This window comes from Sphingobacterium sp. 40-24 (assembly GCF_001899705.1).
Taxonomy (GTDB): Bacteria; Bacteroidota; Bacteroidia; order Sphingobacteriales; family Sphingobacteriaceae; genus Sphingobacterium; species Sphingobacterium multivorum.
On the sequence record NZ_MKWH01000032.1, the window covers coordinates 67,241 to 94,078 of the forward strand.

Consider the following 26,838-nt stretch of genomic DNA (forward strand, 5'->3'; position numbering starts at 1 on the left):
GTTCAGTTAAATAATTTCAAAATATCTTTTTGTTTCCCAATCTGTGACCTGCTCTGAAAATTGTCGCCATTCCCATAACCGTGATTTACAAAAATGATCGACAAACTTTTGGCCAAATAGCTCGGAGGCTATTTGCGATTGCGCCATTCGAGCGGTCGCATCGTGGAGGTTTCTTGGTAACACGCCGTGTTGCAGATCTTTATAACCATTACCGCTAGTATGTCGATTATCCAATGGCAATTTATACTTGATGCCATACAACCCGCTAGCCAAACATGCTGCTACTGCCAAATAAGGGTTCACATCTGAACCGACAACACGGTGTTCAATGCGTGTGGCCTTGGGGCCACCTTCGATGACGCGGAGTGCTGTGGTACGATTATCTATGCCCCAAGTCAGGGTTGTCGGTGCCCATGCTCCTTCAGTCAGCCTTTTATAACTGTTAACAGTGGGCGCCAATAACGGTAGAATATCAGGTAAACAATACAATTGCCCAGCAAGAAAATGCTTCATCAACTGGCTCATTCCGAGTTCATCATCTTTATCATAAAAGAGGTTGTTCTGTTTGTTGAGATCCCAAAGACTTTGATGCACATGGCCACTGCAGCCAGGTAAGTCCTTGGTCTGTTTCGCCATAAAACTCGCCGTGATATTATGTTTTTTTCCGATGTCCTTAACCGCAGATTTAAAGAGCGTAGCCCTATCCGCAGCTTCAAGAGCATCACTACATTGGATCGCAGCTTCCAGAACACCTGGCCCGGTCTCCGTATGTAGGCCCTCAAGAGGTACACCGAATCTTTCGAGCATAGCCAAAAGATCCTGAAAAAATCCGTAGTTGTCAGACATCCGTAAGATGGAATAGCCAAACATACCAGATGTTATCGGTGTCATATCTCTAAAACTATTTTGGGGAGCGGCATTATCGGCTTTCACGAAATTAAACCATTCAAATTCCTGTGAAAAAATTGGTTTAAATCCGGCAGTCTCCGCCTGTGCAATTATGTTTTTAAGGAGTGATCTTGGGCACACATTTTGGTCGCGAGAAAGCGGAGATTCAAAATCAGCTAGAAAAAAGGGAATATCTTCTTGCCAGGGAATCTGTCGAAATGTATTTCCATCAATACGCGCCGGGAAATCGCCGTATCCTGTATGCCAGCCTGTAATTTCCACATTGTCATAAACCTGATCGTTAACATCCCATCCAAACACCACCGAGCAAAACCCAAATTCATTGTCCAGTGCAGAGATAAACTTATCCCGATGCATAAATTTCCCACGGAGCACCCCGTCTATATCAGCGACGGCAACTTTAACGTGCGTACTTGTGCTTGCTGTTAATTTGGCAATAATTTCATTTTTAGTTATCATAATTTGATGGTTTTGTCCTTGTCAAGGAAGATTAGGAAATAGAGGTATGATAAGATGACAAGCCCAAAGAATAATAGAGCTGTCAAGGGGTTATAATATATCATTGCAATGAGACACACGACAGCAATAATAAATGCAATTGCCGGAAACAGCGGATACAATGGAACTTTGAATGGGCGTTCCAAATCGGGTTCCTTTTTTCGCAAGGCAAAAAATGACCACATGGATATTATATAAAGACAGATTGCCCCAAAACATGCGATGGTAATAATACCTGCGGTCTTTCCGGTCAATAATGCTATGATGCCAATAGCCATATTGATTAAGAGTGCATTGGCCGGAGTCTTAAATCGTTGATGCACTTTTCCGAGAATCGACGGTGCATACCCCACTCTTCCAAACTCAAAGGTGGCTCTGCCACCAGCGAGAATGATACCATGAAATGAGGCTATAAGACCCAAAAGACCAACGCCTATAAGTAGTTTATAGAGAATATGGCGATTGTCAATGACATGTGCAATGGCAAGTGGCAATGGTGAATCGGAGGGTTCAGTGCTTCCGACAGGATAAACAACAGCCTCCCAGCCGCCGACACCCACCGCCGACAAAAATGTAATGATACAAAGCACAACTAAAGTTACGATGGCCGATCCAAAGCCGATTAATACATTTTTCTGTGGATTGATCGTTTCCTCAGCAACATTCGCTACACCTTCAATAGCGAGAAAAAACCAGATAGCAAACGGAATAGCTGCAAAAATACCCGAGAAGCCATTGGGCAATGCGTTGTGCTCAAGGTTGGAAAATTCGAAAGCCGGAAATGTAACACCGGCAAATATCAGTAATTCGATAACCGCAAGAACAGTTACGACCAATTCAAATGATGCAGCGAGTTTTACGCCCAGTATATTCATTGAAGTGAAAATCACATAGGCCCCAATGGCAAAAATAAGATAGTCAACCGAAGGATGCAATAAATGTAGATAAGCACCTATAGCAGCAGCAATGGCAGGCGGAGCAAAAACAAACTCGATATTTTGTGCAATACCGGCGACAAATCCCAAATGCTTGCCCAATCCTCGATTGGCATATTCAAAGGCTCCGCCAGCCTTAGGGATCGCACACGCCATCTCTGTATAGCTGAAGGTAAATGTAAGGTACATGATAATAACGAACACTGTAGCAATGGCCAATCCCAATGTGCCGCCTTCTGCCAAACCGAGATTCCATCCAAAATACATTCCCGAGATAACATAGCCTACACCCAATCCCCATAACATAACCGGACCAAGGACTTTTTTTAATTGAGGCTCACTCATAATTTTATTTAGGTTGGTAAATTGATAGTAATTAATTAATTTAAATTTACTACATATAGTTTAAATGATAGTATTATATATCTGTAATTATGGCTATTTTAGTAAAATAATATGGTTGTATTTTATTTACTAGTGTTTACGATCTAACTACAGTCATAGATATAGTTTTTTTAGATTTAATTTACTACGATAATGAAATTGGATGAGAAAGACCTCATGCTTCTGGACCTTTTGCAACAGGATGCGAACATAAGTAACAAGGAAATAGCTGACCGTGTTAATTTATCCATGACTCCCGTATACGAACGTATTAAGAAGTTAATAGCAACCTCCGTTCTCAAACAGAAAGTCTTTCTGCTGGACAGAAGAAAACTTGATCTTAATCTAATGGTGCTTGTATCCATCAGTATGGAAAAACATTCCAATGAAAGTGCTTTGTTATTTATGGAGGAGATACAAAAATTTCCAGAAGTAGTCGAGTGTTTCCACGTAACGGGTGCATTTGACTATCAAATAAAGGTGATGGTTAGGGATGTTGATCACTATCATGAATTCAATTTTAATAAACTGGCAACAATCAAGGGAATAAGACATATGGAAAGTTATTTTGTCATGAAAGAAATCGTGAATACAACCCGTCTCCCAATCTTTCTTTGATAATTAGTTTAGCATATTTTGGCTTTACTATGCTGCGCTGACGACTCTCCTAATTTAATTTCCCGGAATTGATGAATTTCATTGGTATGGCACCTACACTTAGGCAATGGTTCATACTTGCAGAACCATGCCTTCTATTTGTATCGTGTTGTTTATAAGAGCACAATATTCTCAAGCGATACGCCTACTCCCTTAAGAGCTGCGTAGGTTAATTTGTCCATTGAGGCTCCGTCAAAATCGATTGTTTTAATACTCTTATAATATTTATTGGTAAGCGCAAACGTTGGCCGAAAGGAGACATTTCTAAGAATAACCCCTCTAAATGAACTGTTTGCTAGGTCTGCATTATCGAATTTTACGTCGACAAATACTTGCCCATCAAAGCTTATGCCTTTCATATCACAAGACTTAAAGCAAACACCATTGAACTCACAGTGTTCAAAAATGGTTTTTCTGAGATCCGACGCCGTAAATTTGACATCAGTCAGCTTTATACTATTAAATCTAGCATTGTTCAACTCCGACGCATAAAATTCTGTACGTGCGAGAACGGTCTTGTTGAAATTTGCGTTCGTCATATTACTAGCAGAAAATGTACAGTCCGTAAGGTTCGACGAATCAAAATTAGCATCGCGGATATCACTTCCTTTAAAAATGCTTGCCGTGAAATCTGCTGTACTGAAGTCTGTACCACGCAGCTCACTTCCGAGAAATTTTCTCTTTGGCGCATTTACGCCAGAAAAATCAGTTTCGGCTAGCGTGTTACCACTAAAATCTGTCAGTAGGGGCTTTTGTCCCGTATCAGAAAATTTTGCATCTTCCAGAGAATTTCCTTTCGTGCCATCTAAAGTGCCAATGACCACCTTTTGACTTGCTACGCTATCTCCTAATTTCGAATTTTCGGCGAAGTAGTTTAGATCGACTGCGAATATTTCCGCAAGTCTATGAAGTGTTAAAAAGTCTGGTAAAGACTCTCCCCGCTCCCATTTTCCAACTGCCTGGGGGCTGACGAATAAAAGTTCAGCAAGCTGTGCTTGCGACATATTTCGCTCTTTCCGCACTTTGGCAATATTATTACCTAATGTTTTGTTATCCATAATTATTGTTTATTGATGATGTTCAACTTTACAAATATATTGAGGCTAATCTGTAATTATCGCGAAAAGGGAAATACCTCTAGTTGTAATTATGCTACTTATCGTTGTATTCGAACAACTTCGGGTTGTTATTCCTAGAGTATTGTCCTATACTGTTATTGAAACTATATTTTAAGTAAAACTCCTCAAAGACGAACCTTTCTTTATGATAATGCCATCCCATATTTTAGATCGTGGGTTATGAGAAAGACAAACTTTAACTAATTTAGGAAGATCTACCACCATGAATACCGTCAAGCTAGTTTAAATATTTCTAGAAATTTGATCTATATTTATATACCTAAAATTTACATATGTTAGAGAATTTTGAGTTTTACCTTTTTTTAGTCCTACTAATTACGATGTTGATCATGCTGGCGAGAAAAATTCAGGTTGCATACCCTGTTTTACTCGTATTAGCGGGACTTGTAATAAGTTTTATCCCGGGAGTTCCCCCTATTAAGATAGAACCCGAATTGATATTCATTATTTTTTTACCGCCGCTCCTTTACGAGGCAGCTTGGTCAACTTCCTGGAAAGAACTCTGGCGATGGCGCCGGATTATCTTCAGCTTTGCCTTTGTTGTGGTCTTTTTTACAGCATTGTCCGTTGCCGTTTTTGCCAACTATTTTATCCCGGGATTCTCCTTAGCTCTCGGTTTTCTATTGGGTGGAATAGTTTCCCCTCCTGATGCGGTTAGTGCCGGTGCAATTTTAAAATTCGTGAAGGTACCCAAAAGGCTGGCGTCCATATTGGAAGGTGAAAGTTTGTTGAATGATGCTTCCTCACTAATAATTTTTCGCTTTGCAATGATTGCTGCTGCTACTGGGCAGTATGTATGGTACCAAGCGGCCGGGAGCTTTATTTGGATGTGTATTGGCGGAGTGGGAATCGGACTTACAATTGCCTATGTTTTTCTGAAAATGCATAAACTTTTACCAACCGATTCCAATACAGACATATTGCTAACTTTTATTGCACCTTTCTCGATGTATTTGATCGCAGAACAACTTCATGCTTCTGGGGTTCTTGCGGTTGTCAGTGGCGGCTTATTTCTCTCGTATCGTAGTCACGATTTTTTGAGCAGTGCATCTCGAATCCGGACAGTAACCGTATGGGAAAGCTTTTGCTTTCTGCTGAATGGCATTGTCTTTATGCTTATCGGATTAGATTTACCGGAAATTGTATCTGGATTGGGTGATACCAATATCTCCACTGCTATTGGCTATGGCGTCGCCGTTACAATAGTCCTTATTCTTGTACGAATTTTTGCAGGGTATGCTGCAGTAATTACGACCTTGATCATGAGAAATTTTATAACGGTTGCAGACGCTCAATCGCCCGGTTGGCAAACGCCAATGATTATCGGCTGGACTGGAATGCGTGGCGTCGTTTCTTTGGCAGCAGCGCTATCTATCCCATTAACTTTGGCCGACGGAACTCCTTTTCCTCAAAGGAATCTCATTCTTTTCATCACATTTGTTGTGATTCTGTTAACCTTACTTGTTCAAGGGTTGACCCTCCCTTTTATCTTGAGGAAAATCAAATTAGTAGATAGAGATTTTGTAAGAAGTGAAAAGGAGATCGATTATGAAATTCAGAATAGATTGGCTCAAGTCGCCGTTGACAAGATTCGTAATGATTACGCGGACAAAGTTGAAAGTTTTCCGACCTTAAAGGATCAACTACAGAAGTATGAGAATCAGTTGCGGAGCTCCGAGATTATCATTAATTATGCCGAATACCGTAAAATCTATATCGATATCCTTGAAACACAGCGAATTTGGCTTATCAATAAAAACCGAGAAGAACTTTTATTGGACGAAGAGATCATCCGCAAACACCTTCGTTTGTTAGATCTTCAGGAAGAAAGGTTGAATATGAGAAGCTAATTTATCCCTAGCTCAGCCTACTGCCGTACATTAATGATCGACAATGCAGATTGAATTGTCGATCATAAATAACTAATTTATTAGTCTTCATCCAAATAAATGTCGTGAACAACAAAACGAATAGATTTGCTAAACACCAACATATCCGCTACATCTTCAGAATCTATGGCATAGAGTGTTTCTACCCCACCTTCATCCAAAAGTTCGGAATCTGGTATAAGTTCAAAAAAAGTGATTCCTTCAACAATGGATAATTCTTCTACTTTAACATATGATACATCCTGGCTCTTCCAAAGTGAGAGAATTTCTTTGGAAAACAATCGATAATTATTAGCTTGATTTGACATGCTCGCAAATTAACAAAAATATGGCTCATTATATTTGTGTTATAACGTTTCTAAAATCTTACTTACTCTTTCGTTTTTAGGATTAATTTCGCGAACTTTTTGATAGTTCTTCTTGGCACTATCTATTTGTCCAGATTTCAGGTAGGCTTCCGCTAAACTATCATAAACATTTTCACTTTTAGGATATAGCACCGTATTCACCTTAAATATGTCAATAGCTTGGTTTATTTTATGCTGTTTGAGCAATTCATAACCTGCACCGTTCAGGAAACCTTCTGAAAGCAACTCATCGTCACTATCCTGTTCTTTTGCTTTTTGAAAAGCTTTTAATCCATCCTCGAAATTTCCTTCTAAAATAAGCTCTAGTGGAGTCCGGTCATTTGCATTGACTTTCGGATTTTTGGAATAAATCTTTTTATCACGCAAAACCTGTACAAGCTCATATTGACCGCTTTCGGTATCCTTTGAAAATACTACGTTCACGTTTCGATCTCGCATAACAAAAGTATTTGCCGACACTTTAACCAACTCTACAGGCTTGTCTAGATTTTGGACTGACATAAGCTTGCCACTCTGACTATAGACCCTTATAACACCGTATTTGCCAGATCGATAACGTCCACTATTGACATTCAGTTCTTGAGAACTGAGCGGCAAAATTTTATTTATTGGGGCCAGGTAATTGGGCCATTGATAGGTTAATGCAACCGCTCGGACAAGTTCGTTGATAAATTCAGGTTTGTTTGTATTTGTAAGAATAACTACGCCATCACCGCTTGTTTTATTTCCAACAAAATAGGAGCTAAAGCCTTCGTTCCATCCACCATGGCAAAAATAAGATGAACCGTCGTAATCTTCCAGAAAGACACCTAATCCTATAATAGGTTCAATATAGGGGCTTGTGAATTCTTCGGCCATCTTCTTGGAAATAATAGTACTACTTTTGCCATTTAAGGTCCGTTGAATATCGATCACGAATCTAGCGTAATCTTCTGCTGTTGACCACAAGCCAGCAGCCGCCTGCTCTGGGTAGACATGATATCTTCCTTCGACTTTTTTACCATCTACAGTATAAGCCGTCGCCGCAAATTGTTTTTTCAACTCAGGAAGAGGCTGGGCAAAAGTGCTATTTTTCATACCCAAAGGTGAGAGTACCTTTTCTTCCATTATGCTACTATAATCTTTCCCTTCAATATCAACGAGCATCTGTTGAAGTACGGTATAGCCACCGCCTGAATACCGAAAATTTAAGCTAGGAAGTTTATCAACATACACCATAGGTGTATTAGCAGGCTTTAGACCACTCAGTACTTCTACCGCTGTAGGAATTGGGTCTGTTGTCCGATAGCCCGGGAACCCACTTACGGTAAGTCCGGCAGTGTGGCTAATGATATTTTTGAGTGTAACAGTTTTCGCTCTGGTCCAATTATTTTCGGGTATTTTCCAGGATTTCAGGTATAAATTCACATCGGCATTGGATGCCAACTTGCCAAGCTCCACTTCCTTCAATGCAGCGTATGCACTTACGGGCTTGCTCATGGACGCCACCTGAAATAAGGTGTTTGACCTAACTGGTGTCTTCGAATCGAGATCGGCAAAACCATACGTTTTGCTCCATAATATTTCAGCGTTTTTTATCACGGCGATGCTTACACCTGGAACCTGATAAAATTCCATGCGCGATTTAATATTCCAGGCCGGCTCACCCTCAAAACGAACAGGCGGTATGAGACTGGATTCGACATGAGAAATCTCCTTTATTTTTTGAGGGGTCGTTTGAGCAAATGCGGTTGACACTAGTATCGCAAAAATTCCAGTAATTGGTAAAGCTTTCATTTTATTTATGATCGTTTAAGTGATGATACGAAGCGCCTCTCCTATCTCTTGCTGGCTTCTTTGTAATTCTTCATTGACAGCTGATGCCAATTTTATTGCCAAAAACATAAATCACTGTAAAACAATGCTATGAAATAGTATTCCAAAATAAATTGATCGTATTCGGACATTTATTGTCCGAATACGATCAATTTATTTTTACTAAGCGGTATCTCGCTTTTCTAACATCATCAGCTGTCAGCCCCATAGCATGTTCGCATACAGTAGCATCTTCATTGTCGTATTAGGATCGCCAATAGAAGTTTCCTTTTGGTTGAATTGTGGAAAAATGAAAACGGGGCATACTAGCCCCGTTACATTGTTTGATTAATTGATACTTAATGATTCGGATTACCATAATAGTTTTGATAATTCTGAATGGTAGCACTAAACCATGCTCCACAGCTGCTATAATACATATCATTGGCTCCATAGCTGGTGTACGTGAGAACCTGAGTTTCGATCAACTGACCGCTTGTATTATAGATACTCATCGTCAATCTACATAGGGTACGAGACTTTCCGAGCTTGATCTCTTTGGCGTCGCTCACGATATTCAAATTAGCTTTTCCAGTTTGTGATTTGTAAATCGTTGATTTTTCAACAAGGCTGTTGTCGGCCGCTTTTGGCCCCGTTTTCGCAAAAGTAGCAGATGACATTAAAGCCAAGGCTACGGCGCTCATCATTAATTTTTTCATGTTACTAAGTTTTAGATAAATACATTGGAGGACCTGCCTCACTGTTAATTAACCTAAAACTGCCAATAAATTTAACACAGTAAACACTGTAATAAATATCTGATGTAGTCGTAACAATATTCGGTTGGTTTGATCAAATTTTTGAAAATAAATAAGAATTCAAAAAATTCTACTACCTTTGCAATCATCAGATGATATGACTATATGAAGACTGAAGCTATCGTACGAAGATCCTTGGCAGAGGAAGTTGCCGCGGCAATAGAAGAAAAAATCAAATTAGGTGAATTCCCGGTAGAATCTAAACTTCCTACGGAACCAGAATTGATGAAACAATTTGCTGTGGGCAGATCCAGCATTCGTGAGGCGGTCAAATATTTAAGTCAATCAGGCTATCTCAATGTACAACAAGGTCTTGGTACTTTTGTTAAAAGTAGCACAGGTCATCATGCTCTTGATTCAAAAATTGAAAAAGCCAATTTTAACGATATTTTTGAAGTTAGACACGTATTGGAATTGCGAATTATTGAAAAAGCTGCCTTAAATCGTACTTCGAAAGGCCTCAAGGATATGGCTCAAGCGCTCAAAAATAGAGCAAAATATGCTGAAATGGGAAATTTGATGGCGTGCGTGGATGCCGATATTGCCTTTCACAGTGCAATTGCTGAATCATGTGGAAATAGTATTTTGACCGCTTTATATACAACTTTATCTGAACATGTCAATAAGTTCTTCATGACTATTTATAAGGATACAGTACCCTTCTTAACTTCACAACAGCAACACGAGGAACTGATGTTGGCAATCAAAGATAAAGAAGTGAAAAAAGCTGTTGATATTGCTAACCGAATTATCCAACAGCTGTAATTTTCCTATAGCATATGCAAATCATCAATCTCAATATACTTTATTTTTATCAATTAAAACATCAGATGACCTGATGAATATTTCTTTTATGAAAACACAATCTTTAAACCCGAGTGGATCTTGGAAAAGCTCCGAAACCGTCTATCCGATTTTATTTGCAATTAGTCTTTCACACTTGCTCAACGACTTGATTCAGTCGGTCATCCCGGCAGTATATCCCATGTTAAAATCAAATTATGCGCTTAGTTTTACCCAAATTGGTATTATAACGTTGGTTTTTCAGCTTACTGCTTCTATTTTGCAACCCTTCGTTGGTTTGTATACAGATAAAAACCCTACACCACGATCACTCGCTGTCGGTATGCTTTTCTCTTTAGCAGGATTGATATGCATTTCTTTTGCGTCAAACTTTATCTACATTCTCCTTTCTGTAAGTCTTATTGGCATGGGTTCGTCTATATTTCATCCTGAAGCTTCTCGAGTTGCTCATTTAGCTTCCGGAGGCAAAAAGGGGCTCGCGCAGTCTATCTTCCAAGTCGGTGGTAATGCTGGTGGTGCGATAGGTCCCCTTCTTGTAGCGCTTATTGTGATCCCTTTGGGCCAACAATACATTGGTGTATTTGGCGTATTGGCCATTGTAGCCGTTATGATTCTTACTTATGTCGGTAATTGGTATCAAATACATCTCAAGCCTAAGACACAAACAACTGCTGTTGGTGCTTCAAAAGCCGACCTGCCAAAATCAAAAGTTGTATTTGCACTTGTAATTTTATTGGTACTCATTTTTTCCAAATATTTTTACATGGCTTCCATGACCAGTTATTTCACCTTCTATTTGATCAATAAATTCCATGTTTCGGTTCAGGAATCTCAAATATACTTATTTATATTTCTTGCTTCTGTAGCTGCGGGAACTATATTAGGGGGGCCATTGGGAGATCGCTATGGGCGTAAACTAATTATCTGGGTATCGATTCTCGGAGCGGCTCCGTTCACATTACTATTGCCACACGTTGGTCTAGGGCTAACCATTATCCTCGCTATTTTAATAGGTCTTATTATATCGTCTGCATTCTCTGCTATCTTGGTCTATGCGACAGAACTCATCCCAGGAAAGGTCGGAATGATTGCTGGTTTATTTTTTGGCTTTGCTTTTGGTATGGGGGGAATTGGTTCAGCAGTTCTGGGCTGGCTTGCAGATCAAACCTCAATCGAATATGTATTTAATATCTGTGCTTATCTTCCATTAATTGGAGTAGTTACAGGGCTATTACCTAATATAAGTCAGCAGAAAAAGTAATTATATAATCAGTGTGTCCGAAAAGTTTGTCACTTGTTTTGTGGAAACTATTTTTGAATAGCAGATAAAGTTTCAACCTGTCCAAAGAGCTATGGTGAAATCCGGTGAAAAATGGCAACAATAAGCGAATGGGAAGCCCTTTGCTTCGTACCTGCTTCGTACTTTCTTCGGATCATCAATAGATTCCGTACAGATGCTGAACAGTCATTGACCAGTCTCCGAACAGGAAAATACTGGTCAGGAACTGGCCAATAGCTAATCCTTATCCGGTGAGCTCCGAAGCTTGTCCGAAGCAGGTACGAACACAATAGGTATCTAAGGCATATTGCCGCCACTAGCAGCATATACTGAAACTTATTCCTGTCGCTTATCAATACAGCATAGTTACTAAAATTGGACCTATTCAAAACGTATTAAAAATTAGCCGCAAAAAAAGCTGTCCAAAAAAATGCAGTGTCCCCAAAAAGTTAGACATTTTCTGGGGGCACTGCACATTTGGACAGCTTCTTTAAATACTAGTAACCTGGATTTTGGATCAATTTTGTATTTCGATTAACCTCATCGCGATGCAAAGACGTGTAGTACATTTTGTCATCCCAGTTCCTATTTTCGATACCTGGATCAATATTGGATACCGTATAGGTATAGGTGTAGTTATCGGGATTATATTGATAAAGAGTTACATTTTTACCCGCCTTAAGGGTTCCCGTGATGTTTATAATATTTGCTTTACGACCTATAGTTTCCGCGGCTATCATCCAGCGTCGCGCGTCAAAGAAGCGATGCTCCTCGTAGGCTAATTCAATACGGCGCTCGTTTCTATAACGTGCTTTTAGAGCCGCTCCGGTTTCGGCGGTTGGAATTGCAGGCATTCCAGCTCTAAAGCGGATTTTGTTTAACCATGTTTTAGCTTCATTCTCTTCTCCTAATTCAAGACATGCTTCTACATAGTTCAATATCGCCTCTGTATAGCGAAACATTGGCCAGGGAATGCGCTGTCTTGTGTTTTGATCCTGCATTGTAGGGTCCGGATCTGTAAATTTACGAATATAATATCCTGTCCGTGAACCATTCCAATCTTCAATCGGGCTTTTTCTTGTGTCAAGGCCAAATTGGATAACCTTTTGTCCTTTGGCATTCATTATTTCGTATTGACCTGTTTGGATTTGATTCGCCTTATCTCTTTCAGCGACATCGGCTGTCCTAGGTTTCCAATCCGCACCGTCGTATAAAATTGTTGCCTTTAAACGTGGGTCACGATTTTGATAAGGGCTGGCTGCCATAGTAGGATTTGACCAGCTGAATTTTTGGCCATCAATAGTCTCGTAGTCGTCTACCAAGAGTTGTATCGGTGTATTTCCGGCCCAGTTATGATAGCCATTTGGACCGTTGTCTCGCCCTACCCAGCCACCACGTTCATCCTTTTCGTCAATAAAGAATCTCCCCAGAATAATATCTTTTCCTGCTGTAAAATCAACTGTCTTGCTCCCCCCTCCTAACGATACGGCCATATAGTTGGCGGTACCCTCATTAGGCGAAGCGGGTTGAGTTAGGTCTAACTTATAGGCGAATTCTGTATGATCCAGTACGGCTTTTGCTGCGGCTTTTGCTTTTGTCCAACGCTCCACCTGATTGCCACTCGTGTACATTAGATATTCTGGATTTTTATACCCTGCCAATAATGTTGATTTTGCTTTGGCTTTACCCGCATCATGGAGATCGCTGGCAGCATAGAGTAATACCCTTGATCTTAAGGCCAATACTGCAGTTTCATTTGCACGTCCCTTTGTTGATGAACTGCCCTTTAACAAAAGAGCTGCGCTGTCTAGATCTTTCACGATGGCATTGACACACTCCTCATAGCTATTCCTCGGAACCATATAGTCTTTATCGTTCAATGTATATATCTTATTATCGATGGGGATGCCACCATAAAAGCGTAAGAGCTGTTGATAATAATACCCACGCAGGAAATAGGCTTCGCCTAACAGCTTATCGGCTTTTGCTTTGTCAAACTTGGGTGCACTCAAATTGGAGATGGCAATGTTAGTTGCCCGGATGCGCGTATACATGCGACCGTATTCGTAAGTATCCATAATATAGCCTTGATCAGCTGGATTTGATCGAGATTCGGTCACGGTATTTATGCCCCGATTAGGGTGTGTAAATAAAGCTTCGTCAGTCATGGATGCCATTTCTTGCTCATAAAAGCCTCCTACCCCAAAACCGTTATAGATTTCTGTCACGAAAGCCTCAGACAAACCTGCATCCGACCAAACGATCTCCTGTGGAACTTCACTGAGTGGCTTCGTGCTCACAAAATCATCATTGCAAGCTTGTAATGATGCAGAAAGTACAAGTAGTATAAGTGATATATTCTTAATTTTTTTCATTTTTCTTCTTCGTTAAGTTCTTAATATGACAGTTGGTTAGAACGATAATAATGCGCCAAAATTAATCAATCTTGCCTGCGGATAATATTGCCCTAATGCATTAACGGCTTCTGGATCATACATTTTGATCTTACTCCACGTTATTAAATTCATGCCATTTGCATATAGACGTAAAGAACCAATGCCAATTTTACTACAAATGCTTGAGGCTAGATTATATCCTATTTCCACATTTTTAAGCCGCAAATAATCGGTACTCCGCATCCAATAGGTATTGTTATAAGAATAATATTGATTGCCACGGTCTGTCAAACGTGGATAAACGCTACTTGGGTTACTGATGCTCCAGCGTTTATCATAGAATTCTTCCACAAAATTTCCGATAGATCCAGATTCATCCGTTCCTACACGTATCTCTCCTCCTGTAGCTCCTTGAAATAGTACCGATAAGTCAAAATCCTTATAGGTCAGACTAAAATTGAAACCTCCCTGAAATGTTGGGTCACTATTCTTGTCTCGCCTTACTTTGTCATCCGGGGTAATCTTTCCGTCACCATTGAAATCTTTATATTTCATATCTCCAGGGCGTAAAGTTTTCGTAATGGCACTATAGTCCAATTTATTGTTGGCAATATCTTCCATGTCACGGAATACGCCGTCATAGACATAATAGATATCCGTTTTGATAGGTTTACCTGTACTTTGCTGCCATGCAGGGGCGCCTGGGGCTTCATCCCAGAAGATAATTTTGTTTTTAGCATAACCACCATTCACACCTACCGTGTACCCCAAATCTCCCACCTTGCCACGATAACCTAAGTTAAATTCCCAACCCTTGTTATCCACTTTACCAATATTTTCTGCCGGTAATGTCATCCCTGTACTTTGTGGTATTGATGCATTTTTTCTCCACAGAATGGAATTACGGCGATTTTTAAAAATATCAAACTCGAAATTCAACTTTCCTTGTAAAAATTGAAAATCAAACCCTAAATTATAGTTATTTGCAACCTCCCAAGTAATCATCTCGTTAGGAACACGGCTTTCAAAAAGGGTTTTGGCTAGCTTATCATTGACGATATAAGTACCAAAGGAATAGGTTGAAAAATATTGATATTCTTGTAACTTATCATCATAGTAGATGTTGTCATTACCCATCTGGCCATATGACGCACGGATCTTGAAATAATTAATCACAGGGACATTTTCCTTCCAGAAATTCTCTTCCGACACGACCCATCCCGCCATGGCACCTGGAAAGAAACCGAACCGTTCACTTTCAGGGAACATATACGATCCGTCATAACGCCAAAGGAATTCTGCGATATACTTGCTTTTATAATTATAGCCAAATCGCCCAAAGTAATTTAGCCGCGCTCTTTTCCATGCAGATCCATCGTTATTTTTTTCCTGTTCTCCACCGGCAAAAAGATAGTCGATCGCATTTGAAAGAAAATAGCGACGATACGCGCTGAATTTATCATTATCAATTGTTTCTCTGTTGATACCGGCTATAGCATTTACCTGATGGTCACCAAATTTCCGCTCAAAGCTTAAGATTCCACCAAGTAAGATATTCAGTTGATCTTCATTGCTTTGGTTTAAATTTGGATCGGCAGGCCCACGTCTTCCAGGAACCAGTTGTGGTGTGCTGCCATCGGCCTCATAAGCGCCCTGCCAAGAATACAAAGTCCAGGGTGTAACCCATGTTTTTTGATTTTTTACATATTTGTCAACAGAGGCATTAAGTGTTAATTTAAGACCATCTATCCAGGGATTTGTAATCTCAACCTGACCATTTGTTTGAAAATAGTAGCGTTTATCGTGATCGTAACCTGTCGCATTGGTCGTAATTACCACGGGGTTTTCGCCATTTTCGATATCTGGTCCCGGCATTCCATTCGGCCATATTGCTGGTTGTGTTGGATTTCCCCGCATCAGCATTCTAAAGACCGTGCCAGCACTCTTGGTGGGGAAATTTCGGTTTTCCTGTCTTCCTAAAACACCAAATTGTGTTTTGATATACTGACTTATATTGGCGTCCAGATTAATCCTTAAGTCATACTGTTTATAACCTGTAGCCGAATTTTTATAGTAGGCATCCTGATTTTGATACCCCAAAGACATCAGATACTTGACATCCTCAGTACCGCCATTGATTTGGAGGTTGTGGCGCTGTTGAGGTGACCAGTTTTTTAGCGTAGCTTTATACCAGTCAGTATTGGGATGCCCCCAAGGATCTGATCCGTCTTTGAACTTTTGGATATCTTCTGGTTTAAACGGCGCATCCAAAACTCCTCCACCTTGTTTATTGTAACTGCCTTTCTCGTTGATCGCTGTATAAGCAGCAGACCATTCTTCAACAGGGAGGTTATAAATTTCGAGTTCATTTCTAATTGCCGCAAACTGGGAGGCATCTGTTAATTTAGGAATAACGGTAGGTTGGGAATACCCCTGGTTGAACGTATAAGAAAACTGCGGTTTTCCTGTTTTTCCTCTTCTTGTCGTAACGAGAATAACCCCATTGGCCGCCCTGGCTCCATAAATAGCAGCAGAAGCATCTTTTAGAACCGAGATATTTTCTATATCTCGGGGATTAATACGATCAATTCCTCCTTCACGCGCAGGAACTCCATCAATAACGACTAAGGGACTGCTATTACCCAGTGTATTCGTTCCCCGAATTTTGATATTGGAACCATCGTAGCCAGGCTCGGCGCTGCCGTTGGTCGCTGTAACGCCCGGGACGCGTCCTGTTAATGCATTGGAAACGTTCAACGCCGGTGATTGTGCTAGATCGCTTCCCTTCACAGTGGCTACGGCACCGGTGACAGTCTCTTTGCGTTGCTTTCCGTAACCAACAACAACGACTTCTTCGAGATTCGATTCCGAATTAAGAAGTGTGATATCAATGGTCTGTCTTCCTTTTACAGCTTCATCCATAGATTGTTTGCCGACCATCCGGAAATTAATAATCGCACTTGCGGGGACCTTGTCTAACTTGTATCTACCTTGAACGTCGGTTTTAGTTACTAGCTTTGTTCCATTGACGGAAACTGTTACTCCAGGAATTGGCATTCCAGATTCATCATGCACCGTTCCAGAAACACTTTGCTCCTGTTGAAAGAGAATTCCATAGCTTGCGAGGGTTGTAGCATCGACGATTTGGGGACTCAAGGCCACTAATGAGCACAATGATCCAGTCCAAAACGCTCTCTTCCATTGATTTGAGAAATAATGGCAGTTAATCATAAAAACTGTTTAATTGTTTAAATTTTGTGTTTAATTAGTTATTTTTTTTTACCTCTAAGACGTATCGGTTTAGGTGTCTACTGGAGGCGATTTATAATTGTTTATTTAATATGAAAATACGAAAATAAATATACATTGCAAGTGTTATTTTTACACTATTTAACACTCATATTATTAAACGATTGATAACCAGCCTATTGGTTGTAAACAAATCAATTGTAAATTCATTTTCTCAAAATTGTTTCCAGCGCTTTTGCTACTCAACGCAAGATCAAAGAACTAGTAAAACACTGCAAATAGAGAGTCCTGAAGAAAAGTACTTTTTATCATTTAGAAACTATATTATCAATTTTTCAAATATTAATACGCATATTTATCCTATATAATTAGATCTATAATTGATTTTTTCTAAACAACTATGTACCTACAAATAATGGGGCCAAAAACGGCTTTATTAATAGCGAAGAAATAGTTGTATCTACAAAAAAACTATGACTGTAAATATTAGGCCAGAAAAGTCAAGTGACACAACGATTGTATTCGAACTGATCCGACTCGCTTTTGAAAACGAACAGTATAGCGATCATCAAGAGCACATTTTAGTAGAAAAACTAAGAAGGAGAGTAGAATTTATACCACAACTGTCAATGGTAGCAGAAGTTGAAGGAGAAATAGCAGGCTATATACTCCTGACAAAGGTGAAGATTATCGATAAAGAGAATCAAAAAACATCCGATTCTCTTGCCTTGGCTCCTGTCGCTGTGCTACCTCAGTTTCAAGGACAGGGAATTGGCGGTAAGTTAATTCTTGGTGCTCATCAGATTGCAAAAGAAATGGGTTTTGATGAGATGACAGCTGACGAACCTATCTAATACTTAATCGGATAATCTTGCATCAATTCAAACTGGTAGCCTTCTTTTTTTAATGCATCAATTAAAGTGGATAACTCCTGCTGCCCTTTTCGCGTTTGAAACATATCATCATGCATTAAGAAAACAACATTATTAGGTACCATTGAGCTTTTGTTGTTCATATAATTTCGGATATGAGACAAGGTAGACTCTTGGCTCTGTATGGGCGTACCAGTAACGCTATTAAGCCGCCACTCAACGTCCCAGCCATAAATTGTATATCCGTTCTTGTGCAATAGATCGGCTGTGCTGGATCCATTCTTAAGGTCAATCTTACGAACATTATCATATATCCAAATATTCCTTCCTGGAAGCCGAACAATTTTATGTTTTAAATGGAGATCTTTTTCATTCTTTTCAAAATCAGCAAAAGCATTTTGGGGGTTACTATAAAATCTTGAATATTGATTGTTTGCGTGCGTATAGCTGTGATTATAACAGGCTATAAGTGGATTGGATTCATAACGGGCAAGATCGCGTTTTCTTCCTTTGCTCATATTCGCATGTTTACCAATCAAGAATACACTCACTTTAATGTTTTTTTCTTTCGCAATAGAATCAATAAAAGCACTACCAATTAATGGGCCATCATCAAAAGTCAAATAAATATGTTTTGGTTGCTTATCAAATGCTTTCCGCAGGGAGTCCTTTAGCTCACGTTTTTGTTGTTTGATCGGAACAGGGTGTAGACTATCTACTGTAAAGTGTATCTGATTTTTCTGAAGCGAATCCCACCTATTCAACAAATGTGGTATTTTTTCCTTAACAACCAATTTCTCCGTAAGTGTGTCCTTCAGTTCGCCTTTTCCCAAGACTTTGTTTGAAAAATCCTTACATGCGGTTACACTAAACACTATACTACAAATGAAAAGTACCACAAACAACCTACTACACTTCATATCAATCGCTATAACTTAATGAATTTCTTTTTTCAAAATTACTACAAAAACCTATTTATTAACCATAAAATCTTACAAATCCCTACTTTCAGGGATAAGGTGAGTCATCTTCAACAATCCGGTATAGCTCTTTTTATGGCTTCAGTCTTTATTATAAATCCGATATAAGAAACTATCGTGCCACTTTTTTCGACCGTTGGTCTTTATTTCTTTTTAAAAAATAGTGCCTTGTTATACTCAAAATTCATACGTGCGATATTCAGTACTGATATGCCTTGTGGACACTCTACCTCGCACGCTTCTGTATTTGAACAATGACCGAAGGACTCCTTATCCATTTGTTTGATCATATTTATTACCCGTTGACTACGCTCTTCCTTTCCTTGTGGTAATAGTGCCATATGGGTGATCTTTGCTGAGGTAAAAAGGGCCGCGCTGCCATTTTTGCACGTCGCCACACAAGCACCACAACCTATACAGGCTGCCGAGTCAAAGGCCGATTCAGCTAATTCATGAGAAATAGGAATGGCTGTTGCATCTGGAGCCTGTCCTGTATTGATAGAGACAAATCCACCGGAAGAAATAATTCGATCGAATGCGGAACGATCCACTTTTAGATCTTTTTTTATATGAAATGCGGCTGAACGAAAAGGTTCTATGGTAATGGTATCCTTGTCTTTAAATGAACGTAAATGTAACTGGCAAGTCGTCGTATGCTTAAGGGGCCCATGTGCAATGCCGTTAATCATCATTCCGCACTGTCCGCAAATTCCTTCACGACAGTCGTGATCGAACTCGACGGGCTCTTCTCCTCCTGTTATCAACTGTTCATTTAAAATATCCAACATTTCCAAAAAAGACATATGCGGATTGAGGTCAGTTAATGTGTAGGTCACTAATTTGCCTGTAGCATTGCGATCCTTTTGTCGCCATATTTTAAGATATAAATCCATAATCATTCATTTTATTTATAGCTCCTAACAGTTGGTTGTATTTCTTCAAAGGTCAACGGTTCTTTGACCAACTCAGGTTCTTCATTTTCTCCCTTCCATAACCAAGCGGAAATAAATTGATATTCGGCATCGTTACGTAGCGCCTCTCCGTCTGCAGTTTGATATTCTTCCCGAAAATGCGCTCCACAGGATTCATTTCGCGTCAATGCATCATAACACATCAGTTCTCCAATCTCAAAATAGTCTGCTACGCGTCCGGCTTTCTCCAGTTCGCTATTTAAAGTATCGGCCTCGCCGCTGACAATAACGTCCTTGAAAAATTCTTGTTTTAGCTTTCTAATTTCTTCAATAGCATAGCGAAGCCCTTTTTCATTACGCGCCAGCCCACAATAGTCATAGAGTATTTTGCCCAGTGTTTTATGGAAATAATCCACAGTTTTACTGCCTTTGATTTTCAAAAATACGTCGATTTGTTTTCTAACATCCTCTTCAGCACGTTCAAACGCAATATGATCTGTGGAAATTTTCCCCGTATGAATATCGTTTGCCAAATAATTGGCAATCGTATAGGGACCGATAAAATAGCCATCGACAGATGCCTGAAGCAGTGAGTTTGCCCCAAGTCTGTTTGCACCATGGTCCGCAAAATTAGCTTCGCCAAGCGCAAATAAACCTGGCAGACTCGTCATCAACTCATAATCGACCCATAAACCGCCCATGGAAAAGTGTGCAGACGGTGAGATCATCATCGGTACGCTATAAGCATCATATCCCGTAATCTTTTCATACATGTCAAATAGATTACCATATTTTTCCTGTATTTTCTGTTTCCCCTGTTCGCTGATAGCCTTCGCAAAATCAAGATAAACAGCATTTTTGAGTGGACCAATCCCAAAGCCGGCATCGATCCGTTCCTTTGCCGCCCGAGAGGAAATATCCCGTGGGGCAAGATTTCCAAATGCGGGATACCGTCGTTCTAAATAGTAATCCCGTTCTTCCTCCGGAATAGCGTTGGGTTCTCGCGTCTCACCTTCCTTCATGGGGACCCATATTCTTCCGTCATTGCGCAAAGACTCTGACATTAAGGTTAATTTAGACTGATAACTGCCCGATTGTGGTAAGGACGTCGGGTGAATCTGAATCCAGCTCGGAGAAGCCATTAATGCGCCCTTTTTATGTGCGCGCCAGATTGCCGAACCGTTACATCCCATGGCCAAGGTCGATAGGTAATATATTTTACCATAACCTCCTGTTGCTAATACAACTGTATGGGCCGCATGGCGTTCAATATCGCCCGTATCTAGATTACGTACGATAACACCACGTGCCTTTCCATCGATAACAACAACATCAAGCATCTCATGTCGTGTAAAAAGTTGCACGGTTCCCTTCCCTACCTGGCGCATAAGTGCCTGGTAGGCGCCCAAAAGAAGCTGCTGCCCGGTTTGGCCTCTTGCATAGAACGTCCGACTTACCTGTACGCCGCCAAAAGAGCGATTATTTAAATAGCCACCGTATTCTCGTCCAAAAGGAACTCCTTGGGCTACAGCTTGATCGATCAAATTAAGTGAGCATTCTGCCATGCGGTATACATTTGCTTCACGTGCACGGAAATCCCCTCCTTTTAAGGTGTCAACAAACATTCTGTAAACGCTATCTCCATCATTTTTATAGTTCTTTGCCGCATTTACCCCGCCCTGCGCTGCGACGGAATGCGCCCGTCGCGGACTGTCCTGAAAACAAAATGATTTCACCTGATACCCCATCTCGCCAAGGGAGGCTGCAATAGAACTACCCGCCAACCCTGTACCAATCACGATAACATCCAATTTTTTGCGATTGGCGGGATTAACTAATTTGGCAGTCTTCTTATAGCGTGTCCATTTTTCATCCAATGGCCCTTCTGGTATTTTTGAATTTAATATCATGATTTATCCGCTTTAGTTTACTGTAAAGAATATATAAATGGGCATCATGGCAAAGCCCAAACTAATGATAACCGAATAGCCAATGCCAAGGATCTTAAACCATTTGACAAATTTTGGATGAAATAATCCTAAGGTTCGGATTGCGCTATGAATCCCGTGAATAAGATGATAACACAAGGCTATCATAGATAATACATAAATAAGGACGTACCACCACTGTTGGAAGACAGCGATCACCAAAACATATAAATCCTTGTTCCCCCGCTCATCAAGCGGGGTTGCACCAAATTTGTATACATACCAAAAATTCTGAAAATGGATAACTAAAAAGATGAGAATTATAGTACCTAAAATTCCCATATTACGCGAATACCATTTGCTTGCTCTTCCGCGATGATCCGATTTATAAACAGCTCCCTCCTTTTTATTTTTTAAGGTAATAACAAGGCCATCCAAGGCATGAAGGATAATGCTGGCATAAAGTACATAAGAGATAATCTTGATCAAGATATTGCCCGCTAGAAAATGTGAGTAGGCATTAAATTGTAAATGTGCTTGTTCCTGCGGCAAGAATAGCTGTAAGTTCCCTAGGAAGTGAATCAGCAAAAAGAACGCTAAAAACAATCCAGTCAGGCACATGAGCATCTTTTTTGACAAAGTAGATAACATAATAAGATCCTAATTTTTAATAATAACCTATAACCTTCATCCACAATCCACCAACACCCATGTAAATCACCAATAATACGATACCGATTTCCAATCCACGCAACCACCATGATTTTAAATCAACATAGCCACTTCCGAAAAATACCGGTGCAGGGCCATGGCCATAATGTGTTAATACACCATAGATGGAGCCTAGAAATCCAAGCATCATCGCAAGCAGCATTGGTGGAATGCCTAAAGAAACACCGACACCCAACAAAGCGGCATACATCGCTGCTACATGGGCAGTTGCACTAGCGAAAATGTAGTGACTAAAGAAGTAAACAAGAATAATGAAAGGAAAGGCTATTTGCCAGCTCAAATCACCAATCTGTACTTTAATCAAATCACTAAACCAGCCGATGAATCCCAATTCGTTTAATGAACTGGCCATCATGACCAACACAGCAAACCAAACAATCGTATCCCATGCTCCTTTCTCCGCTTTAACATCCTCCCAGGTCAACACAGAGGTTAGTAACAGTAGCGTTAAACCTATAAAAGCCGTCGTTGTAGCATCAATTGAAAAGGATCCACCAAAGATCCATAATGCCAATAAGATAAAGAATGCCAAAAGCATTAACCACTCATTCCTCGAAATAGGCCCCATCTCCTTTAGTTTCTGTGCAGCCATCTTCGGCGCATCCCCTGTTTTTTTTAATTCAGGCGGATATAATTTGTAAAGAACAAGAGGTACCACAAAAAAGGCGACAATACCAGGTATGAACCCTGCAATCGCCCAGGACATCCAAGTAATGTCGATTCCCAGGTTAGCAGCAAACTTTTGACACATTGGATTACTGGCCGTCCCCGTCAAAAACATCGAAGAGGCTATTAGATTCATATAATAGCTATTTAAAGTAAGATAGGATCCCAATTTCCGATGTGTCTCTGGTTTATCGGGGACGGAATCAAAACTAATAGCCATGGATTTCATAATTGGATAGATAATACCACCACCTCGAGCCGTATTGCTCGGGATTGCTGGAGCTAAACAGACGTCTGCCAATCCCAATCCATAAGCTAATCCGAGCGAACTTTTTCCAAAAACACGAATGAAAAGAAATGCAATCCGATTGCCAAGACCGGTTTTTATGAAACCGCGAGCAATAAAGAAAGAGATACCGATCAGCCAGATAACTTTGTCGCCAAAACCGGTCAAAGCTTTGGTAATGGATTTACCAGCATCTCCGGGGGCCAACACTTGTGTCAGCGCGGTAAATGCTATAGCCATCATACACATGGTACCCATCGGCGCTGCTTTTAAAATAATCCCAAGAATAGTTGCTGCGAAGATAGCAAAGAGATGCCAAGCTTCTGGGCTGACTCCTTTCGGTATTGGGATAAACCATAAAATGAGTGCCACAAGAAAAGTGATGGCAATATTTTTAATACTGATTTCTTTCATAATAAGCGAGGTTTAATAAATTAGAATCGACTTTGTACTTGAATAATAAATAAATTCTTATTGAATTCACTGGTATTTTCGGTCTGCTTTTTATACCGGTCTAACTGGAGACCAAGCTGAATCCTTGCACCATAATTTTTTAAAAATTCTAGACCAAACATCGGTGTGTATGTTTGACGTCCATTTGCATTTAGTTTATAATTAGGATCAATGTATTCATATCGGCAAGATAGCTCGAAAGCGCTTAGGTTGAAATAATTTACTTCGTATCTTAAGTTTGGAAGAAAATAAATACCCCGTACAAGGTAATCGCTCAATTTGGAGCTACGAGCACTCTCGTCCAACGAATAATACAGGCTATGATTGATCGCCTGTTTTGCTTCCAGCTGCATATCGAGATTCCAGCGCTTGCCAAAGTTCACATTTCCGGTTAGATCAACACCCAATGCGTGCACCTGTTTTTTCATAACCTCGCCAATCCCCCCATTGAGCCCTAAGTTAACACTATACTTCTTCGAAAGGCCAAAGACAAGACGCGTAGCATATTGTTTGCCATTGTCGTTATCGACTACCTGATTTTTCCCATTTCCATTTACCACGGATAACGAGTAGCTAAAAGGCATTTCCCCAAGCGTGGTCTCGCCTGTCGCTGCCACGCCGATCTGAAAGCTTGCCCAGCCGAGTTTGCCAAACTCAAGATATTGATTAGACCAATCCAATGATTTGATAATATCAATCGGATAGGTCTCTTCAATACCAAACCAGGGACGGAATTGGCCTACTGTGATCGCCAATTTGGGACTAAATGTATATTTCAAATAAGCATTTTCAAGAACTTTTGTTTTCGGATCGCTTTTAAAATCCGCGAGATTTGCCAAAACTGCCACCTCTGTGCGTTTGCTAATTTGAGCACGCATCTGAACGCGCATATACTTCACCATAAAATTGTTGTCCGTACCAGAACCATCACTGTGATGCAGTCCATTAACGTCTACATCTTTTGTGCCACTCACAAGGTATCTGGCCTGAAATAAACCTTTTACCTGAAGCTTGGGATAAATCGTATCATCCTTGGTTAGTTTTACAGAATCTACTTTGCTTTGTTGTTCGGTCCCTACTTCTTGCCCCTTGGCCAGGTTATTCAATAGTGAGCACGCAATAAGGAGTGGAATGTAATGTTTCTTCATATCAAAACAATTTGGCCTTAGCGAGTAGCCCGGCCTACTTTTCGTTGTTAATAATGTTACTTCTTCGATTTGGTATTGTAGTAACAACAGATAACATTAGAAAATGTTTTGTTATTTTAATATAATTTAATAACTGTAAGAAAACCAGTCCGACTCTAAAATGGTGTCGTGTAAATTCCATGTTTTTGTGTAATTTCACGGACGAACATTAAACTAATCTAATTTTCAAATTCGCAGATTGATCTTTTAAGGAGCCATTGAACTCACTGAAAACTTCGCGCGTAAATTATGGTATGCAATTTTTAGAATCGATAAATATTATGAAAGAAAAATTAATCAAGACATGTTTTATTTGCCTGCTTCTCCTGATCATTCAGGGTTTTTCAATAACCACAAGCCACGCCGCTGACAAAGAAAAACCCGCCATGTTTTGGACTTGGCTAGATTACAACGCCAAAACAAACTTTGATTCAATTTGCCGTGAGATGAATTATTTAGGAATCGATGGCGTAATGTTAAATGCCGCCAGTCCAGACGAGTATCGGGTAGCAATTCCCATTGCAAAAAAATATGGCATCCAAGTTATCGCGTGGCTTTGGACGATGAACTTGGAACATGACAGGGATAAAATACTCCGAGAACATCCGGATTGGTTCAGCGTCAATCGAAACGGTAAAAGTCTGGCAGATACCACTGCATACGTTGGTTATTATAAATTCTTGTCACCTGTTGTGCCCGGAGTAAAAGAGTATATCCGTAAAAAAATCGAATCCTATTGTGAAGTCGAGGGATTGGAGGGGATTTCTATTGACTATAATCGCTACGTGGATGTTGTCCTCCCTACAACCCTTTGGCCTAAATACAATATTGTTCAAGATCGTGAATACCCAGCTTGGGATTACGGTTACCATCCAATTGCAATAGCGAAGTTCAAGAAACAGTATGGCTATGATCCGAGAGCACAAAAAGATCCATCGAAAGATCTCAAATGGCGCCAATTTCGTTGCGATCAGATAACCGATATCGCCAATATGATTGCAGACATCGTTCACTCCCATGGTAAAACAATGGCTGCATCCCCATTTCCGACTCCCAAAATGGCTTCGCGTATGGTGCGCCAAGATTGGGGTAAGTGGAATTTGGATGTTGTTTTTCCGATGGTATACAGCAATTTTTATACAGAAGATCCAAGCTTTATTAGAGATTGTACATTAGAAAATGTGCGCGATAAAGGAGCAAATACGACGCTATATTGTGGATTGATGGCTAAAAATAATGAAGAAATATTTGCCGATATGGATGAGGCGCTAAATAATGGTGCGCAGGGAATTTCTATTTTTACCATCCATAGCTTAAAAGATCCGCAGATAAGGGAAAAATTTAAAAACTATACAGCTGCTGCGAAAGCTAAAAAAGCGCAAAATAATGGAACTTTAACCCATTCGGCACATGTGAAAATCGAAAATAATCCTTTCAAAAAAGAAGGTATTATGAAATTAATCAACCAAAAGATACAAGATTTGGTACGCTCAGAAAACCCTGCTGCCAGCCCGATAGCATTATCAAAATATAAAAAAATAGATGCATACGATGTAACTCAAAAATACCTGGTTACTGATCAGGTGAGCAAAAAGGATTTTTACGTCACCTTCTTTTTCTATGGCGGTATACTTTCCGGTTGGAATGTTGATCCAGCTCCAAATGCATCCTAAAGGATGACCTACTAGATGGAGGTGCTAAAAT

Annotated in this window: 21 protein-coding genes; 7 read left to right on the top strand and 14 right to left on the bottom strand. The window is 40.1% G+C overall.

From position 1 onward, the window contains the following. Positions 1 to 6: 6 nt before the first annotated feature. Complete coding sequence (locus tag BGP15_RS11545) at positions 7 to 1,368, bottom strand: glutamine synthetase family protein (RefSeq protein WP_156167603.1); 1,362 nt, start codon at positions 1,366 to 1,368, stop codon at positions 7 to 9. Further along, the gene (gene eat, locus BGP15_RS11550; RefSeq protein WP_115048706.1) at positions 1,365 to 2,687 is read right to left on the bottom strand and encodes an ethanolamine permease; all 1,323 of its coding nucleotides are present in this window, start codon (positions 2,685 to 2,687) and stop codon (positions 1,365 to 1,367) included. Before eat ends, BGP15_RS11545 begins: the two co-directional genes overlap by 4 nt. Positions 2,688 to 2,879: 192 nt before the next feature. Between eat and BGP15_RS11555 the strand changes: the two genes are divergently transcribed. Then, positions 2,880 to 3,344, top strand: coding sequence for an Lrp/AsnC family transcriptional regulator (locus tag BGP15_RS11555; RefSeq protein WP_046673359.1), 465 nt, complete (start codon positions 2,880 to 2,882; stop codon positions 3,342 to 3,344). Positions 3,345 to 3,496: 152 nt separating this feature from the next. On the opposite strand, the gene BGP15_RS11560 is transcribed toward BGP15_RS11555, so the two are convergent. Further along, positions 3,497 to 4,441, bottom strand: coding sequence for a pentapeptide repeat-containing protein (locus BGP15_RS11560; RefSeq protein ID WP_286751906.1), 945 nt, complete (start codon positions 4,439 to 4,441; stop codon positions 3,497 to 3,499). A 353-nt stretch (positions 4,442 to 4,794) separates the two neighbouring features. On the opposite strand from BGP15_RS11560, the gene BGP15_RS11565 reads away from it, so the two are divergent. Next, a complete protein-coding gene (locus BGP15_RS11565; protein WP_115048708.1) occupies positions 4,795 to 6,372 on the top strand; it encodes a Na+/H+ antiporter in 1,578 nt (525 codons plus the stop codon). A gap of 80 nt (positions 6,373 to 6,452) precedes the next feature. Here BGP15_RS11565 and BGP15_RS11570 read toward each other — a convergent pair whose 3' ends face one another. The 3 genes from BGP15_RS11570 to BGP15_RS11580 form a co-directional block, all read right to left on the bottom strand. Continuing rightward, the gene (locus BGP15_RS11570) at positions 6,453 to 6,719 is read right to left on the bottom strand and encodes a hypothetical protein (protein WP_046673356.1); all 267 of its coding nucleotides are present in this window, start codon (positions 6,717 to 6,719) and stop codon (positions 6,453 to 6,455) included. Between the two features lie 39 nt (positions 6,720 to 6,758). Continuing rightward, positions 6,759 to 8,555 carry a serine hydrolase gene (locus BGP15_RS11575; protein WP_286769587.1) on the bottom strand — a complete coding sequence of 599 codons (1,797 nt, stop codon included), beginning with the start codon at positions 8,553 to 8,555 and terminating at the stop codon, positions 6,759 to 6,761. Between the two features lie 377 nt (positions 8,556 to 8,932). Next, positions 8,933 to 9,292, bottom strand: coding sequence for a hypothetical protein (locus tag BGP15_RS11580; protein WP_286751909.1), 360 nt, complete (start codon positions 9,290 to 9,292; stop codon positions 8,933 to 8,935). A 204-nt stretch (positions 9,293 to 9,496) separates the two neighbouring features. On the opposite strand from BGP15_RS11580, the gene BGP15_RS11585 reads away from it, so the two are divergent. From BGP15_RS11585 to BGP15_RS11595, 3 genes are all read left to right on the top strand, one after another. After that, positions 9,497 to 10,156 (top strand): FadR/GntR family transcriptional regulator, encoded by a 660-nt coding sequence (locus BGP15_RS11585; protein WP_112374116.1) that lies wholly within the window; start codon positions 9,497 to 9,499, stop codon positions 10,154 to 10,156. An 88-nt stretch (positions 10,157 to 10,244) separates the two neighbouring features. Continuing rightward, positions 10,245 to 11,456: an MFS transporter gene (locus BGP15_RS11590; protein ID WP_070564519.1), complete on the top strand. Its 1,212-nt coding sequence runs from the start codon at positions 10,245 to 10,247 to the stop codon at positions 11,454 to 11,456. A gap of 111 nt (positions 11,457 to 11,567) precedes the next feature. Further along, positions 11,568 to 11,711: a hypothetical protein gene (locus tag BGP15_RS11595; RefSeq protein ID WP_159332944.1), complete on the top strand. Its 144-nt coding sequence runs from the start codon at positions 11,568 to 11,570 to the stop codon at positions 11,709 to 11,711. 260 nt (positions 11,712 to 11,971) lie between these two features. On the opposite strand, the gene BGP15_RS11600 is transcribed toward BGP15_RS11595, so the two are convergent. Together BGP15_RS11600 and BGP15_RS11605 are read right to left on the bottom strand one after the other, a co-directional pair. Continuing rightward, complete coding sequence (locus BGP15_RS11600) at positions 11,972 to 13,849, bottom strand: RagB/SusD family nutrient uptake outer membrane protein (protein WP_046673353.1); 1,878 nt, start codon at positions 13,847 to 13,849, stop codon at positions 11,972 to 11,974. Positions 13,850 to 13,885: 36 nt separating this feature from the next. Next, complete coding sequence (locus BGP15_RS11605) at positions 13,886 to 17,101, bottom strand: SusC/RagA family TonB-linked outer membrane protein (RefSeq protein ID WP_159332945.1); 3,216 nt, start codon at positions 17,099 to 17,101, stop codon at positions 13,886 to 13,888. A 491-nt stretch (positions 17,102 to 17,592) separates the two neighbouring features. Between BGP15_RS11605 and BGP15_RS11610 the strand changes: the two genes are divergently transcribed. Beyond that, positions 17,593 to 17,973, top strand: coding sequence for a GNAT family N-acetyltransferase (locus BGP15_RS11610; protein WP_286769588.1), 381 nt, complete (start codon positions 17,593 to 17,595; stop codon positions 17,971 to 17,973). Here the strand turns inward: BGP15_RS11610 and BGP15_RS11615 are convergent. The 6 genes from BGP15_RS11615 to BGP15_RS11640 form a co-directional block, all read right to left on the bottom strand. Next, on the bottom strand, positions 17,970 to 18,866 hold the full coding sequence (locus BGP15_RS11615) for a polysaccharide deacetylase family protein (RefSeq protein ID WP_286769589.1): 897 nt from the start codon (positions 18,864 to 18,866) through the stop codon (positions 17,970 to 17,972). The two genes, BGP15_RS11610 and BGP15_RS11615, sit on opposite strands and share 4 nt — an antisense overlap. A gap of 248 nt (positions 18,867 to 19,114) precedes the next feature. Next, positions 19,115 to 19,864: a succinate dehydrogenase/fumarate reductase iron-sulfur subunit gene (locus tag BGP15_RS11620; protein ID WP_286769590.1), complete on the bottom strand. Its 750-nt coding sequence runs from the start codon at positions 19,862 to 19,864 to the stop codon at positions 19,115 to 19,117. An 11-nt stretch (positions 19,865 to 19,875) separates the two neighbouring features. Next, entirely contained in the window at positions 19,876 to 21,792 is a 1,917-nt protein-coding gene (locus BGP15_RS11625; RefSeq protein WP_286769591.1) for a fumarate reductase/succinate dehydrogenase flavoprotein subunit, read from the bottom strand. 12 nt (positions 21,793 to 21,804) lie between these two features. Further along, positions 21,805 to 22,461: a succinate dehydrogenase cytochrome b subunit gene (locus BGP15_RS11630; RefSeq protein ID WP_046673350.1), complete on the bottom strand. Its 657-nt coding sequence runs from the start codon at positions 22,459 to 22,461 to the stop codon at positions 21,805 to 21,807. A gap of 16 nt (positions 22,462 to 22,477) precedes the next feature. After that, positions 22,478 to 23,908, bottom strand: a complete 1,431-nt coding sequence (locus tag BGP15_RS11635) for an anion permease (protein ID WP_286769592.1) — start codon at positions 23,906 to 23,908, stop codon at positions 22,478 to 22,480. Between the two features lie 20 nt (positions 23,909 to 23,928). After that, entirely contained in the window at positions 23,929 to 25,095 is a 1,167-nt protein-coding gene (locus tag BGP15_RS11640; protein ID WP_286769594.1) for a porin, read from the bottom strand. A gap of 320 nt (positions 25,096 to 25,415) precedes the next feature. On the opposite strand from BGP15_RS11640, the gene BGP15_RS11645 reads away from it, so the two are divergent. Then, the gene (locus tag BGP15_RS11645; RefSeq protein ID WP_286769595.1) at positions 25,416 to 26,807 is read left to right on the top strand and encodes a glycoside hydrolase family protein; all 1,392 of its coding nucleotides are present in this window, start codon (positions 25,416 to 25,418) and stop codon (positions 26,805 to 26,807) included. Positions 26,808 to 26,838 lie beyond the last annotated feature (31 nt).